At 39.6% G+C, this 15,906-nt stretch carries 14 protein-coding genes and 2 pseudogenes; 8 read left to right on the top strand and 8 right to left on the bottom strand.

The genetic code is table 11. From position 1 onward, the window contains the following. A pseudogene (locus G1O98_RS29865) lies at positions 1 to 1,835 on the bottom strand (hypothetical protein); the annotation flags it as partial. Between the two features lie 47 nt (positions 1,836 to 1,882). On the opposite strand from G1O98_RS29865, the gene G1O98_RS29860 reads away from it, so the two are divergent. Continuing rightward, the gene (locus G1O98_RS29860) at positions 1,883 to 2,413 is read left to right on the top strand and encodes a hypothetical protein (protein ID WP_163935845.1); all 531 of its coding nucleotides are present in this window, start codon (positions 1,883 to 1,885) and stop codon (positions 2,411 to 2,413) included. 80 nt (positions 2,414 to 2,493) lie between these two features. On the opposite strand, the gene G1O98_RS29855 is transcribed toward G1O98_RS29860, so the two are convergent. From G1O98_RS29855 to G1O98_RS29840, 4 genes are all read right to left on the bottom strand, one after another. Next, on the bottom strand, positions 2,494 to 2,859 hold the full coding sequence (locus G1O98_RS29855) for a hypothetical protein (protein ID WP_163935841.1): 366 nt from the start codon (positions 2,857 to 2,859) through the stop codon (positions 2,494 to 2,496). A 552-nt stretch (positions 2,860 to 3,411) separates the two neighbouring features. Then, entirely contained in the window at positions 3,412 to 5,586 is a 2,175-nt protein-coding gene (locus tag G1O98_RS29850; protein ID WP_163935838.1) for an ATP-binding cassette domain-containing protein, read from the bottom strand. A gap of 536 nt (positions 5,587 to 6,122) precedes the next feature. Then, positions 6,123 to 7,343, bottom strand: a complete 1,221-nt coding sequence (locus G1O98_RS29845; protein ID WP_163935835.1) for a ParM/StbA family protein — start codon at positions 7,341 to 7,343, stop codon at positions 6,123 to 6,125. Between the two features lie 16 nt (positions 7,344 to 7,359). After that, complete coding sequence (locus G1O98_RS29840; RefSeq protein ID WP_163935833.1) at positions 7,360 to 7,806, bottom strand: hypothetical protein; 447 nt, start codon at positions 7,804 to 7,806, stop codon at positions 7,360 to 7,362. Positions 7,807 to 8,322: 516 nt separating this feature from the next. On the opposite strand from G1O98_RS29840, the gene mobV reads away from it, so the two are divergent. The 5 genes from mobV (at position 8,323) to G1O98_RS29815 (ending at position 13,479) form a co-directional block, all read left to right on the top strand. Further along, positions 8,323 to 10,125, top strand: a complete 1,803-nt coding sequence (mobV, locus tag G1O98_RS29835; RefSeq protein WP_163935830.1) for a MobV family relaxase — start codon at positions 8,323 to 8,325, stop codon at positions 10,123 to 10,125. Between the two features lie 237 nt (positions 10,126 to 10,362). Then, the gene (locus tag G1O98_RS29830; RefSeq protein WP_163935826.1) at positions 10,363 to 11,187 is read left to right on the top strand and encodes a hypothetical protein; all 825 of its coding nucleotides are present in this window, start codon (positions 10,363 to 10,365) and stop codon (positions 11,185 to 11,187) included. Positions 11,188 to 11,323: 136 nt separating this feature from the next. After that, positions 11,324 to 12,178 (top strand): hypothetical protein, encoded by an 855-nt coding sequence (locus G1O98_RS29825; protein ID WP_163935822.1) that lies wholly within the window; start codon positions 11,324 to 11,326, stop codon positions 12,176 to 12,178. Beyond that, the gene (locus G1O98_RS29820; protein WP_175586925.1) at positions 12,162 to 12,938 is read left to right on the top strand and encodes a hypothetical protein; all 777 of its coding nucleotides are present in this window, start codon (positions 12,162 to 12,164) and stop codon (positions 12,936 to 12,938) included. The genes G1O98_RS29825 and G1O98_RS29820 overlap by 17 nt, the downstream gene beginning before the upstream one ends. Then, positions 12,868 to 13,479 carry a DUF6753 family protein gene (locus G1O98_RS29815; protein ID WP_163935819.1) on the top strand — a complete coding sequence of 204 codons (612 nt, stop codon included), beginning with the start codon at positions 12,868 to 12,870 and terminating at the stop codon, positions 13,477 to 13,479. Before G1O98_RS29820 ends, G1O98_RS29815 begins: the two co-directional genes overlap by 71 nt. A 1-nt stretch (position 13,480) precedes the next feature. On the opposite strand, the gene G1O98_RS29810 is transcribed toward G1O98_RS29815, so the two are convergent. Then, positions 13,481 to 14,143 carry a response regulator transcription factor gene (locus G1O98_RS29810; protein WP_163935816.1) on the bottom strand — a complete coding sequence of 221 codons (663 nt, stop codon included), beginning with the start codon at positions 14,141 to 14,143 and terminating at the stop codon, positions 13,481 to 13,483. 181 nt (positions 14,144 to 14,324) lie between these two features. Here G1O98_RS29810 and G1O98_RS29805 point away from each other — a divergent pair, with 181 nt between their 5' ends. After that, positions 14,325 to 14,564: a hypothetical protein gene (locus G1O98_RS29805; RefSeq protein WP_163935813.1), complete on the top strand. Its 240-nt coding sequence runs from the start codon at positions 14,325 to 14,327 to the stop codon at positions 14,562 to 14,564. Between the two features lie 241 nt (positions 14,565 to 14,805). Here G1O98_RS29805 and G1O98_RS29800 read toward each other — a convergent pair whose 3' ends face one another. Beyond that, positions 14,806 to 14,946 (bottom strand): hypothetical protein, encoded by a 141-nt coding sequence (locus tag G1O98_RS29800; RefSeq protein WP_163935811.1) that lies wholly within the window; start codon positions 14,944 to 14,946, stop codon positions 14,806 to 14,808. A gap of 49 nt (positions 14,947 to 14,995) precedes the next feature. Then, positions 14,996 to 15,133: a hypothetical protein gene (locus G1O98_RS29795; protein ID WP_163935808.1), complete on the bottom strand. Its 138-nt coding sequence runs from the start codon at positions 15,131 to 15,133 to the stop codon at positions 14,996 to 14,998. Positions 15,134 to 15,174: 41 nt separating this feature from the next. Between G1O98_RS29795 and G1O98_RS29790 the strand changes: the two are divergent. Next, positions 15,175 to 15,906, top strand: a pseudogene (locus G1O98_RS29790) (ISAs1 family transposase); the annotation flags it as partial.

Raw genomic sequence — 15,906 nt, 5'->3', positions numbered from 1 at the left:
AACAGGGTTTCGTAATGGTTAGAAACTTGGTCTAGATAATTTGATTTCTGCTCAAAAGTACCGTAAGTCTTTAGTACTTCAATTTCCGATTCTAATGCTTCCAGTGCCGTCACTTGATTGTTGATTATGCCCACGCTGATGCTATCGCTCATGTGAATAGCGATTTTTTCAAATGGGGGCTGGGTTCCATCGGTGGGATCATAAAATGACTGTTTTTTGAGCTTAACTGTCGGAGCATAAGCATTCTGGGGTTGGTTTCTGTACTCGGCTTCGGCTGTTAAGTTAGGGTATTTACTAGCTAGTGCTACACCAATGCAGTCACCATCAAAATCTCGTGCTTGGCGTTCTGATTCGGTTTCTGCCGGATCTATAAAATCAACATCAATCCCTCGTCCTTCTAACTCTGTAATTCTTTGCTGTATGCGCTTGTGGTCTTCGTCATTTACTACAATTATGCCTTCTAAGGGTTCACCATCTGGAGCAACACGGTCTTTAATGTGTTTATTAGTAGAAACACACAAGCCATTAGAGTTAAGAAAAGGAGAGCGAAAGTTAAGAACTTTTTCTCCTTGCTCCAGCCAAGGGGCACAGATTTCACCATTTTTGAGTTCCTTGGAAGGAATAATCATTGCTCGGTCAAAAGTAAGCGTTTTCCCAATAGCAATATCTCGCCACTCACTTTGTACAAAACGACTTAGCTCCTGCTTTACCTTCTCTGTTTCTAATAGCTGTTGATGACCAAGTAAATCAGCTTTAATGAGTTTGTACATAAACAAGTCATCTTTAGCACTCTCGTCATCCAACTCCTGATCTGCATCTAAGTCATCATTTGTCCCTAAGTTTTTAACATTTGTTTCTTGATTGATAATGTCTGATGCTTTTAATTTACTTTGGCTCAATGATTCTTTACGTTTTTCGTATCTTTCACAATAGTAAGCAGCAACAATTCTAGGGTCATCTTCAATAGAGGCTAATCTTTGAGCAAGTAACTCTAGTTCTTCGGCAAAATCTTTAATTCCTTGAGGGAAAGATGCCAGCAGTTGGGAGATAGACATCTGACCTTGTTGAGATTGTGCTTTTTCAGCTAACCAAATATTTTGCTGATATAATCCTGGCTTAATCTGCGGTTTAGTAGCGCCTTTGGGTCTATCCTTGTCTGTTCCCTTAAAACTGCTTACGGGGAGAATTATGTCTATTTTTGGTTTGTTCTTAGGATCTGCATATTCTATTTTATCTAGTCTGTATGGTCGGAGTGTTCCTTTGCCAAAACGATATTTAGTAGTATCTTCTCCAACTCCATCCACCCAACCAAATCGATGCTGAATTACACGATAGCTTTTATCTACTTGGGATTCTCTTAAGGTTACTTTGTCATAAAGCTGTGTTGAAATCTGCCCATAACAATCGCCAACTAATTTATATGCTAAATCATTTGATAATATCCCTCCATTTTCACCCCTGTTATCAGTAGAATCATCTACTACCAGAATGTTTAGCTCTTCGTGAATCGCATTTTTACAAGCCCCAAGGAAGATGGAACCATAAGCCCCACGGTCTTTACTATCTGGACAAATTTTTTGAATCGTTTCTAAACATTCCTTTTCTCCATAAAGTAAACGAGTCTTAGAAGACAGTAATAAAATCTGTCCATCTGGATGATTTTTTAAATCTTCGTCTGTACTGTATTCATCTGAATGTCCAAATGAGAATTTTTTATCAGGAAAGTAAAATTCGAGTAGAGTATTACTGAGATTTTCAGTTAAAATAGTTTTACGCTCATCTGTATAAATCCATTGATTGAGCCTGGGATCAAAATGTTTAATTTCCAGAGTCATGGTTTTAAGAATTTAATGAAAGTTGGTTAATATCTTGAGAGGTTTGTATGTCGAGAATTAAGCGTTGGATAAATATGCATAAGGAAGAATTCAATGCAGATGGAACTTTAAAAGATGAAGTAAGACAACAAAAATTATCTCTTGGCGCACATCCAGAAGCAGTCGATGACTACGCTCGTAGAGTAAAAGAAGAGTATGACGAGTGGAAGCACCTGGACGAGACTGATCCAGAACCGTGGCCAATCTACACAGCCTACGATTTCTTTAGCGAACAAGAGAAAAGGGAATTTAACCCTGATGGTTCTCTCAGACCTGAATATGTAGAATATGCTCAGAAAATTGGTATCAGTGAAAGTGCCCTCGAACAGCTTGAGTGGCGTAAGAAAATGGAGGTTGATAATTACAATAAAGTGTCTGCCGATCATGTAGAACAAGGCATCAACTTTGGTGCATGGTTGATGAGAGGAAGGATTGGAAACAGCAGAACATACGTCCAACGTCGGCAGCAGATGGAGCAAGACCTGCGTAACTTTGAGCCGGGAGACAGTTTGCCTTTCGACAAGGACACAGCATTTTAGGCGGGAGCGATGCAGAACGAGTGATAATATAAGCTGAAAGCATTATCAAACAAAGCTCTCAGCTTTTTGGTAAAATCCTTTTAATGAGGTTGAACAGCAGGTGGGTTGACAACAGCCGCAGATGGTTTAACAGAGCGAAATGCCCCATTGAGAAAGGCAATCATTCCTAAGATGGCGAAGGCTGTAATGATTACTCTTTGCAATGAATTGAATGCCGAGCGTTCTTTGATTACTTCAGCCCACATTACTTGCAGTTGGTCTTGTGTTGTTTGCTTTGAAGCCAAATAATAGAGAGCTTCAATACAAGGGGATATGTCTTCCCCTTGTTGAACCTTGTGATACAACAAATTTTCTAGTCGTTCCTTCTGTTGAGGGATAGTGAATGAGTCTGTTGACTTTTGAGGGTATGTACCGTTGTTGTGACTTGGTAATTTTAGTTGTTGCATGATTTCTTTAAGAGATATTTGAGATGAAAGTAAGTAGGGAAAGGTGCAGAAGAATATTCCTCCGCACCAGATTCTGCAAGTAAAAATGGAAATTATAATTACTCCCACCGCAGAGTTTATATTTTCTGCTCTCAAAAAATCAATCGACAAGAGTACGGAAAAAAACCGTACTCTTGTCTGTAGAAAAATAAGTCTATTTATGCTAAAGCTCTAATTCAGTATTTTACAAAGAAGGCAGGAGGCAGAGGGCAGGAGGCAGGAGGAAAGAAGTATGAATAAAAACTTTAGTTCTGGCTATAAAGCCCAGTTTAAAAGAAAAATTGTATCGATAGCGCCGGCGGCAAGCGAGTCATCGAGCGTCGACGCGTAGCGCGACTTGCATTGCGTCCAAGATCAATTCCACGTTTTTAAATGTGGGTTCCTCCTGCCTCCTGCCTCCTATCTCCTGCCTCCTGAATTTGAGAATTAATCAAATACTTTCTTCTGGGTGTTAGAGATGGCGCACAGCCTACTTGGAGTCAGCGAACTTTCAGCTATAAGTATTTTTACTTGCTAACCTTTGAGAAATTGGGCTAGTAGAATTAACATCATTAATAAAACAATTAATCTCGACATAGAAAATAGATTTTCTGTCAAATCAATTTTAAAAGTTTTTCCATAGCTATCGAAAATCCCCTGAATCAGCAAACGTACCTTTAATAAATCAGCATTTAAAAACGATGACTTTTTTACTTTACCAATCCCTGGAAATTTGCACTTGTTAAACACACTTGCCCCATAACATCTACAGCCGAGGGATTGTTTTTCTGATAACGCTTTCCGTTGCTGCTCAGTTTTCTGCCAGCACGAGTCTTTGGCCACATCTGCGCCAAGTCCACTCAGGGATACTAGAGATTCAAAGGGATATTTAGTCAACATCATCTGGTTAAATGTTTTGCCCACAGAGTTGAATTCGTTCGCTGGGAGAATGCCACCTCCAAACACGACTTGAGGAACCAACACAAGAATTGTTAGCAGAGGTGCAACACTTTGACTTGGTGCAATCGCAGAAACTAACAGTCCCAAAATCATACTCCCAAAAGAAGCGAGGAAGAGGCTGAGGTACATGAGAGTCAAAGTACTGTTATCAACATTTAATTTCACCGCCGAGTTCATGCAAACTAAAAGTATTGCTGATTGATAAAGTGCTAGCAAGAATGCTAATTGAAACTTGGATGCTACATAAGGAACTATCCCTAGTCCGGCACTGCGCTCACGGCGATAAATGGCAGTTTCCTTCGCAATCTCCGACATCGTAGCTAGCGCTCCAGACATTACAGCCATGATGACTGTGACAAACAGCATTGTAATTGCCTGTCCTGCATTGCCAATCTTAGTGTTAAATAAGTCAGGCTTCCACAGTGCAAAATTCAATGAACCTAAAATCGGCGCTCCTAGAAGCATTAACGCTAAACTGATTTTGTTCTTGAGCAGAATAGCCAAGTTACGGCGGCATAACACCCCCCATTGTTGGAGAAAATCCGGCTTAACTAGTACGGGCTTAATTGAGTTTTGGGGAATGGTCTTTTGGCGTTCACTGACAAACTTTTTGTAGAAAGCGTAAGACTTAAATCCCTGCTCCCATTCTGATGGTGACAACTGGTGTTCAACTCTGGCATAAATTGAATCAAAATCTTTGACTTTGAAATAGCTAAAGGCTAACTTCGGAGGGCCAACATAAGCAAGTCTACCCCCCTTAGCCAGGAAAACTACCATGTCAGCGATCGCCACATTTTTGGTAGCATGAGTAATCAATATTACTAGACTTCCAGCATCTGCTAAACTCCGCAGAAGGTGCATGATTTGTAATTCTGTGCCAGGGTCAAGTCCTGAAGTTGCCTCATCCAGAAAAAATATGCTGGGATTGCTGATTAGTTCTACCCCAATACTTACACGTTTGCGCTGCCCACCACTAAGTCGCCCAATAGAGACATTCTTGCGCCCAGTAAGTTGCAATTGTTCAAGTACTTCTTGTATGCGTTGCTGCCTTTTTGATGGCGATGCTGAAGGCAGACGGAGATGAGCAGCATAGTTAAGTGCTTCCCCCACAGTCAGTTCTGAATGAACGATATCGTCCTGCGGCACATAGCCAATTTTATTTTTGAAAGCGTTGAAATTCTTGTAGAGGTCGCAGCCGTTAACAAATACTTTACCTCTAGCGCGGCGTTGTCCGTTGAGTGCGTCCATGAGAGTTGACTTCCCGCCACCACTAACCCCAGCAATAATGACAAACTCTTGCGGAAAGAAAGATACAGAAATATCGTTGAGCAGAGTTGTACCTAATATTGGGCTGCTAGATTTTTTTAAATTGATTGCATCTAATCTCATGCGTTCAATTGAGAGAGTTTGACGTTGCCTTGCGTGAAATATTGGAATTTTAGCTGGTGCAGGGGAGCTAATTTTGATTTCTACGATCACCGAACCAAGCTCTATAAGATTCCCGTCTGTTAAAGCTCGGAATCGATATGCTTCTAGCCGAATCCCTCCCACCCGTGTGCCATTGGTACTACCTTCATCTAGCAAATAATACTGACCTTCTTTAAACGCAATCTTAGCGTGTCCTTTATCTACGCTCTTATCAGGAATTACCAAGTCATTGTATTTATCGCTACCAATACTGAAAGGAGTTTTTTCAACAGTGCATTGCTGAATCGGAATCGTGTGAATAGTCAGATGTAGAGTCTGCATTTGTGCATTGTCAAGAAAATAGTTTCTATTTTTGTCGCACTCCAGCAGATAATACAACAGTTAGCAAGAAGATAAAAGTAACTGGCTAAAAATACAAAAGTTTTTTTTAAAGTCAACAAGAAATTTTTGATAGCAATGGATTCATTCATTACCGTAATCATGCTTTAAAATGGAATCCTTGCCACCAAATATTTGCTGACTATGAATTATTACTCCAATGTGTTAAAAAATATGTAATTAGTACATTTAAAGTCAATCCTCAAGTTTTAGTTAATTATATTCAGTCGTCTGAAGGGACTATTGGTACTTCAACTTATAGCCAGTGGGCAGAAGAACTCAAACAAATAATCAAATCAGCTTCTTTTTACTCACTTGAATTATATCAAGTTGAGCGTCTACAGGAACTTACAAGAATGTATAACAATATAGCTAATAACCACGCACCAGCATTTGTATAGTGTGCAAATTTGAAAGCGATCGCCTGGGAGCAAGCCGCAGAGAATCTACTTATAGGCAATCACTTTCAAATTAGGGCTTTAAACACCAGGGTGCATGGTCAAAAACCCGTTTTTCTCCCAAACTTCTTTGGGTGGGGTGGAATTTTTTACAGTTGGGGATTGATGATAGTCTGGAACCAAATCAGTTTTACGTTGGTAGCCAAAATTGTAGTCTAACATCTTGATATAGGTAATGTGTGCAGTCCAGACATCAGTAACTCGGCTACCTAGAGAGAGGGTATCGAGATACTTAGGCATCTCGACGTTGCCATTCCAAACAATAGGTATGCCCTCTTTTTCAAAATGTTGAGTTAATTCCTTATGCACAAACTCAGCAGTCCCGCCGCAAATGATAACTTCATCCAATACGGCAATATTTCTAATCCAGCGAATTAAAGCTCGACAGTAATCACCACGGACATCTAGTAAAACTGAGTTAAACAACTTTAAATCAGATTCAACTCCAGCAGATGTCGCTTTGCGTGATAACGAATGTAATGCATTCACGTTGCCCAAGCTTGCTGACACTAAAGCTTTTGGTATACGTAAATCATCTTTTGCTAGCCCAACAGCAGTACGCTCCACAAATTGCTGCACTAACCAATTCATCCCCAACTCTGTAGATTCAGCTTTTGCTTGATTACCTTTAGCCGAAACAAAAAAACTAGCATTCCGGTAGCCCAACATCAACAAACCAATACTTTTTTGCCCAAATAATGCCCCCAAAGCCCGACTACGGTAAGCCATAATCCCACTCCCCTCTGGAGCCACATAAAAATTATGTAGCTTAAGTTTTAACTTGCCTGTAGGTGTGGCAATTCCTTTTCTTAGCGCTGCCGACAGCTTCTTGCCCAAATCCTTGCCGTCCGACATTTCTCCTGGTGGTAGCAATAATTGCACGGAAGCATCAACACCATTACTCAAGCCCAATTGAAGACAAATTTTCCATAATAATCCCGCTATTTTTGGTAAAGCATAGTGATATTTCAGATCCCTGAGCGCTGGTGTGCCAGCAAAAGTATTTTTAGCTAGAGCGCCCAAGACATAATACTCATCATCTATTCCTACCCAAGTACAGTCTCCTGACAACTGAGTAATTGAGTTTTTTCCCACATCTGCAATTTCTGGCTCCATTGCTATTACTATCGGCACACCCGAAGGATATATCTGAACAATTACCTTGCTCTGACTCCCACCTAAATCAATGGACACAGCTACCCTTGTGTAAACGGGTGCAATCTCTCTTTTCGACGTATTCATGAATTTTTCTCAACTATTACTCGACATTAAACAAGCTGTTAATCTGCTTTATTTCTTCTGGCAGAACTAGTTCTGCCAAATCATCAATGTCCTCATCCAAGGTTTGGTCATTCTCATCATTAATGGTGGACACTAGCCTTTGACCATCTGCACTATCGCCAACTTCAGCGTTGTTCGCAGTCACAGCAGTTTGGACATGAGATGACAGAAAAATTTCACGAATCAAAGCCGCTTGTGCTTCTAATTTTTTAATTGACCAAATTGCCCTCTGCCTGAGTTCTTCACCATCCACTCCATCAGCAGATATGGCAAAGGGCGACCAATATTCAAGCAGGGTCAACATTACTATTTCAGGTAGGTTCCCTAAATCGAAGGGTCTAGAGTGGAGATAATTAATTATCTGTCCATCAATAGTGCCTAACCTTCGCCTAATTGAAAAAAAGACTTGTTGGTTCTGTTCCATTTTTTTTCATGCAAAAGTTTCTGTACATTTACAGCCGCGTTGCTTCGGTTTTTTACTTGCAGAAAATCAAAATGCAGAATCACTTATTAAAGTCTAATCGATTTTTTCTGTTTTAAAAACTGAGTTACAATCTCCCCTAAATCTATGCAATTAGTGGGTTTTAAATGACAAAATTGTATACCAAACTACATTTTCTCCAGACTATGCCTAGACTAAGTTTGAACTATTCCTAGACTATGCCTAGACTAAGCAATCTTAATCAGTTTTTTCAAGAAAGTAAGTTCCTTAGACTATGCCTGGACTATTCCTAGACTATGCCAAAACTTAGCGCTCTTAATTGCTATTTTTTGCCCTCAACAATTCTTCGCTTAGAGAATAACATAACCATACTCACTATGGTTTCATGCCCTGCGGCTGGCTGCACCATCTTTCGCTGCGCTCATGACATGAAACCGCCGTTCGCTTGGAAGGCTTTTGAGTACTACACTCACAGTACATTTGTAGCATAAATCTTTTATGTCGCCACTAACAATTCTCAGAATTGAAAAACTAAAAACATTCGGCAACGTTGCGGGAAGTGATGACCATGTTACCAGAAACAGAGAAACACCCAACGCAGATCCAACCAAAGAGAATGTCCGGTTGATTGGGGGAGAAGACGATCGCGCATTAGAGGAGATAGTTAAAGAAAAAATCTCTATGCTCAAGCATCGCCCACGAAAGGACGCAGTGTTATGCACCGAGATGTTTCTCTCGGCATCACCTGAATATTTCCGCCCTGGTGATCCATCTCTTTCTGGGCAGTGGTCTGATTCACTGATGCAGCAATGGGCTATCGCATCTCGTGATTGGCTAACAGAAAACTATGGGTCAAAATGTGTGAGGGCTGAACTGCACCTGGATGAAAGTACCCCACATATCCACGCCTACATCGTGCCAGTGAACGAGAAAACTGGGAGAGTCAGTCATGACGCGATGTTTGGCGGCAGAGGTGGACAGGGAAGAATCAAGTTATCCAAACTCCAAGATAGTTATGCTGCTGCACTCGCTCCTTTGGGCATTGAACGGGGGGTCAAGGGCAGTAAGGCAATCCACACCAAAGTAAAGGAATATTACCAAGCGGTTAACAGTGAACCACTCACCGCAGTCATTACAAATAACCAATTAGCGCCAACGCCTTTTGAATCAGCTAGTAGTTATGTAACCAGGATTCAGTCAGATGACCAGTTCCAAGCGATTAACCACCAACTCGCTGACCGAAAGTTCCTGATAGAACGATTAGAACGGGCAGAGCAACGAGCCAGGGATAGCGAGAGGGAGCGACAGCAATTAGAAAAACGGGTGCGATCGTTAGAGGCTCAGACTCAACAACTGCGCGACTTGCCCTTGGAAGATGTGGCTTGGGAGTTGGGGCTACACAATAGCCAAGGAAAATGGAAGGGTCACGGACACATCATTAATATAGATGGGCCCAAATTCTACGACTTTGAACCCGAACAGCAGAAAGGCGGCTGTGGGGCGATTGACTTGGTGATACACGTTAACAATTGCAATCTACGGCAGGCGGTCGTCTGGTTGCATGAGCGATTTGGTGAAGCAGGGGCTATTGGAGCAGCGATCGCAAAAAGTTATCAAGTGGCTGCTGAGATTATACAGTTAGAACCACGCGACAAATTCACGCTACCAGTTGAGGATAAAAGCAAGTGGACAGCAGTTCACAACTACCTGACCCAGAAACGGGGAATACCTGAAAACTTTGTAGAAGTTCTGCATAAGCGGAGGTTAGTTTACGCTGATGATCAGCAAAACGCTGTGTTCGTCATGCGGAATCTTAGTGAAAAACCCCTGCCTCAAGGTGCATTCCTGCGGGGGACACGGGGCGAGAACAACACTTTCAAAGGCTATGAGTTTGGGACTAAGCGGCGTGAGGGCTGGTTTTACTTTCACTTGGGCGGACAGCCAACAGATCCAGCAGAAAGGTTAGTGCTGTGTAAATCCCCCATTGATACCATCTCTTTTGCCATGCTGGAATATCTTGTCAAGGGGGACGTACCGCTCAAAAGAACGCTCTTCCTGGCAATAGATCGCCCTAATACTTTGCCTGTTGAGCAATTGCAGCATATTTTTAATGTACAGGTAGCATTTGACTCTTCCGAACTTGGAAATGCAGATGCACGGGCTATTAAACAATTGCTGCCACAGGCTAAAAAAAATAAATGTTTTGCGAGAGATTGGAACCAAGAACTGGTCAATCTCTCGCAGAAATTACAACAACATAATTCACAACAACGGCATCAAAATCAGGAAATGGAGCTTTAAATAATTCGTAATTCGTAATTATATTTTGTGATTGTAAAGTGTCAGCATAAGCGTTGCGGTAGTGATAGCGCAGTGCCATTCACCCTACCCTTTAAATTAAAAAAAGTAAACCTGGAAATATATAACAAATAGAAGTAAAAAATCAAGATACGAAAGTACTGATTATTTCCGTACCTTTATCGATTCCTTTGTGATTGGCAGATGTGGGATAGTGATATCGTTCTGAGCCAGAAAACGATGGTAGAAGTTTGGCAGTTTTGGGAATTTGAGCATTTCTCGAACAATATAGTACGAGTGATAGATGCTCCAAGCGGATTAGAGTTGTTTGCGGTTGATGTATTCCAAATAATTGCTCCAGCCCTGAACGATGGAAAGGTAATATTAATAGATGCGAAGACAAATCAGCGACAAGTGATGATTAATCAAAAAATAGTCGTCGTTAATACTTTGAATGCCTTGGGGATTCATTCATTGACAGGTATAGTAAAAGCTGATGTGGTCAGGCAATTTATGCAATGGGTAAGGAGCCAAATAGTACCAATTTTTAGAAAACAGACAAATTTGGATATAGAAACTAACATTAAGCATATAACTTCAGGAATTATTTTTCCCAAGAGAGATTCTTTAATAAACTACCTATATTCAAAGGGGCAGAAGATATGGGAAGTAGAAATAGAAATTATTGAATTATATTTAAAATTGATTTATAAGAAAGTTCCCCTAGCTGCTAGTTGTCCAAAAACTAGTAACTATCAAGAATTATCCTTCAGACAGCAGTATTTAGAATTGGTAAAACTAGTCTTATCGGAAGTTACAAATTACGAAGAACTGTATACTAGATTAGTAGCATTAGCTCCGAATTTATTAATAGCTCAAGAATTAGATTTCTCTATATATAAATTTTTAAAGTTAAATAGTAATTATGATTTTATGAAGATTATAGAGCAGGGTTTAATTCTTCAAACCTTCAAGCCAATTACGGATAATTTAGTAGATTTTAGCAAACAAAGATATTTAGAAATATTTTATTTTCAAATACTGGAATGTTTCTCAGGGGACTAAGGGGAGTATGGGAAATATAAATTCTTTTCCTCCCACGCCTTCTAACGGCAAGGTTTCACGTTATCAAGCGTGCCATTTATCTACCCCCTAAACCTATAGTTTTTGACCACTAATAATTATGAGGAGGAGAAAGAAAGTGACAGATAGTATCGAACTTATGAATAATGGTTCAGAAGACAAGGCGAAAGAAGGATCAATTGAGCAAATAACCAAAAAGAGATTAGTGATAGTAACTGGAGATAAGGGTGGTGTAGGTAAGTCTACTTTTGCAAGGGGACTAGTGCAAACATACTTGGATAAAGGACAAAGATTTATCGGCTTTGATGCTGATAGCTCCAATTCTCAATTATTAAGATTTTATGGTCGGCATTGCCATATAGAACCACTTGATATTTTTAAAACAGGCAATATAGATCAGTTCTTTGATGAAATGAAAACAAAAGCGAATCCCAAGGTAGGAGGAGATGGTGAAATAATCCAGCCAGAATCTTTATTTTTACTAGAATTACCACCACAGTCCAGAAGAATATTGCGAAAATTTGTAGAAGAAATGACTTTCCTGGAAACAGCCGAAAAACATTATAATATCCGCGTGACTATGGTAGTAGTTATTAGCCGCGTTATCGATTCTATAAATCAACTAATAGATTTGCATAGCTTTTGTGGAAATCAAGTAGATTACATAGTAGTAAAGAACTTATTTTTTGGAGAGCCTGATGAATTTACGAGATACAAAAACTCTCCCGAAGTTGAGAAAATTAAGGAACAACTAAAGGCGCAAAAAGGCCCATTTTTTGACATTAAAATGCCAGAACTAATAGAACGCAGTTATGATTACCTGGATGAAAATAGCATGACTTTTAGGCAAGGGATGGAGCAAACAGATTTACCTTCGGTTAAAGGTAGAGTCACAAGTTGGTTAAGAACTTTCAAAGAAGAGATTGAACAAGTAAAAGAGTCGTTAGGTTTAAATAATGTTGAACTCTCCTAAGCGAATGATTATGACTGTAGGAGACTCTCGTGTAGGGAAGTCTACAGTTACGAAACTATTAATTGATTGGTTCCAAGTTCAAGGAAGAAAAATTCAGGTCTACGATCATGACAATCGTGAGAGATTAAAAGCTTACGAAAGTTTACTGGCAATTGAAAGCTTAGACTTTTTTAATGGAGGTACAGATAAAATTTTAGATAATTTCACCAAAAATGAATTAGATATAATTATTGTTGATATGCCAGGGCAATATGTAGATAAGCTCTGTCAGTATATTGTGGGTTCGGATCTGTTCGATCTCTTAATTACATATCAATGGAAACTAACTTTTTTGCAACCAATTTCGCACAGAAGAGATTGTGTAGCTTATCTGAAAACTTTGGGAGAGTTTGCTACTGATAATGCTAACTATGTAGTAGTAAAAAATCAGCATTTTGATACGAGATTTGGAGAGTATCAGCAATCAATGCAGGATAAGTTACAAAGAATGGGTGGGACTGAGATATTCTTGCCAGCGTTACATCGTGACCATTACGAAAAATTGGAAAGAACGGGAAAACCTTACTCACTAGCTTGTAGAGATAAGTCAATTTATGTGGTTTACCGGACTTACATTTATCACTGGATTAAAAACTTTTACGATTCGATTTTAAATAATGATCAAGCAATTGAATATTTAGGGTTAAAAAATGAGAACAGAACAAATTTTACAAGGATATTCGGAAGCAGAACAACAACGCATAGCTCAAATATCCCATGAATTAGGAATAGCTGAAGATGACCCGATGTTTAAGTTGATGGCAACATTAGGCAGAAACGAAGAAACAATGATTGACCTGCAAGCACGAATGGAGGCAATGGTAGAAGCTTGGGCAGTAATGATTGACCAGAAATTAGAATCGACTAGCAAAGCCGCTCAGTCGATGCACTATACAGTAGTATCGAAAGCTGTGCGTGATGAAATGAAGTATGTAACACCATCAACCTTAAATAGCTCATTCAAAGGTTTGGGTTGGTGGAAACTTTGGTCTATATCAGGGATATGCACAGGAGTAATGGCGGTAGGAGCGCTTCTAGGTTCGCTAACAACTTGGAATGTTGTCTCAAATTTGGGTGGAACTCAGTCAGTTGTCGTGTCAGCCAATGAGATGAAGATTTTGCAGTGGGCAAAATCAAGCGAAGGAAAACAAATGTACCAGTTGTTGTTGTCCAACCAATCAGCCGTAGCAGCCTGTCAACAAGAAAACCGATTACAAGGATATTGCTTGATTCAGCTTAAGAAAACCAAACCCAAAAAGTAGCTCAACTAACTCTAGAGGTTTCTGTTTCTAAATAGCCAAGTTCTCTAGCCATAATGATCGCGTTAACACGACCCCTAACTCCTAACTTGGAAAAAAGATGGCTGGTGTGTCCCTTAACTGTACTGACTGTAATAAAGAGTTTTTCGGCGATCTCTTTATTAGAAAAACCACGGGCAATTAAGTTGAGAATTTGGGCTTCTGTAGCAGTAAGGGTTTCTCTGTATCTTTTACCCTTAATTTTTGTGTTGCCAGAAGCGAAGTTTCTAAAAAATCTTTTAGCAATCTCTGGGTCAATGAAAGAACTATTTTGATGAGTAGTATTGATAGCGTGTTTAATTAATTGCAGATCCATCTTCTTAAGAATGTAGGAATCAGCGCCATTTTGGAAGGCAGAATTAACTACATCTTGACTGGAGTGATAAGTGAGAACAATGACTTTACTATCCGTTCTCGTCTTAATGTTATAGATGAGATCCAAACCACTAATATCTGGCAAAGCAATATCGAGCAAAACAATATCAGGCTTAAGTTCTTCAACAAGCCTCATCCCTTCAGTTCCGTTATCAGCTTCCCCACACATTTCAAAGTCTTGCTCTTGATTAATAACTGATTTGATTCCGAGTCGACTCAGAGCTTCATTTTCAATAATTACTAATCGAATCATCTTGATTACTTCGATTACAGGAACATAAAATATTTATAACATATTTAGTTAAGTAAATCTTGACTATAGTGCGATATTAAAAAAAGTTTAGAATTTAGGTAAAATCAAAGTAAAAGCTAAGAAGTTTTTGGAGATGATGAAATTAGATTAAGTAGATTCTATAAAACTAGAGAAATACCAGATGCGCTATTTATACGACCAAAAACTCTGGGATAAAATTGAAGTGATGGTGGAATGGCTGATATTTATAGGTTTGATGATCGCGGCAACGCTCAGATTTAGTAGCAATCTAATGGAGGCGAGTTTTTACATAATGTTGGGAACAATAATTGCCCCATTATCAAGAATAGAGAGGCGGACAAAGCGTTATTTATTGATTGGTGGTTTTTTCTTGGGTAGATTGGCTGGTTATTTTAGCTAGTCAAAAATGGGTGTGGAAGGTGTGGGGGTGAAGTTTGGTTAAAGCTTGTGGTGAAATGCCAGTACCTTACATCTAAACAAGCAAGAGAACTCTGCGCTCGTTATAATCAAGCTCTTAGTGAATTAATCAAAATGATTACCCATCCATCTAAATGATTGGTTAGATTGGTTACTCGACTAACTCCCAGGGCAAACGCATCTAAATATTGACGAGCCTGAATCAGGATGAAATACACCAAGACTCAAACTCCATAAGGCTTTGAGGAAATTAAATCTGACTGATTATAAAAATGATAATCATTATGATGGGGAGTTAGAGGCAGCCGTCGCCTGCCTGAATTTTCACGGTCAGTTCTCCACTCTTCTAGCGTAGGTTTTCTCACAGTCTGATTCTCAATAGTTTTAGATTAATGACTAGGAATCACGAGAAGATCAGCGAAAAGAAAAACTCAATTTATGCGATCGCCACAGGCTCATGGCGGTTACGCCATCGCTAACTGACCAAAGTGACTTTTGCAGATGTTGTGAAAAGTCAGGACAGCCGCCCTTCATTGAACGTGGTATTCTCACATTGATCACAAAGAAGAATTACGTTCTCCCAGCTCCTCTGTATGAAGCTCAAACCCAAAATTACCATTGCTGACCACTTTGCAGTGATACAAGATCCACGAATAGATCGCACTAAACGGCACAATTTAATCGATATTATGACGATTGCAATAATAGCAGTAATTTGTGGGGCAGATGGTTGGGTGGGAATAGAGACTTACGGCTGTGCAAAGTATGAATGGTTAAAAACGTTTCTAGAACTACCGAATGGTATCCCGTCACATGATACATTCGCGCGAGTATTTGCAAAAGATTTATCCTCAACAGTTTCAGTCATGTTTTGTGGATTGGATGAAATCAATACATCAGATAACTTCTGGGGAAGTGGTTGCAATTGATGGAAAAACTTTGCGTGGTTCTTATAATGAAAGTAGCGACCAAAGTGCAATTGTGATGGTCAGTGCATGGGCAACTACAAATAAATTAGTGTTAGGGCAAGTTAAGGTAGATGAAAAATCCAATGAAATTACAGCAATCCCCGAACTATTAAAAGTTTTAGAGTTGTCTGGATGTATTGTCACAATTGACGCAATCGGTTGTCAAAAAGAGATTATAAAATTAATTACACAGCAAGATGCAGATTATGTAATTACGTTAAAAAAGAATCAAGGGAATCTTTATGATGAAGTTGAAAAACTATTCCAGTCAGGGATAAGCACAGGTTTTGAGGGGATTGAACATAGCACATATAAAACAGATGAAATTGGGCATGGTCGTCATGAAATCCGCCACTA

The sequence above is a fragment of the Nostoc sp. UIC 10630 genome (assembly GCF_010747425.1).
Classification (GTDB): Bacteria; Cyanobacteriota; Cyanobacteriia; order Cyanobacteriales; family Nostocaceae; genus Nostoc.
This window is presented reverse-complemented; position numbering and strand designations above follow the sequence as displayed.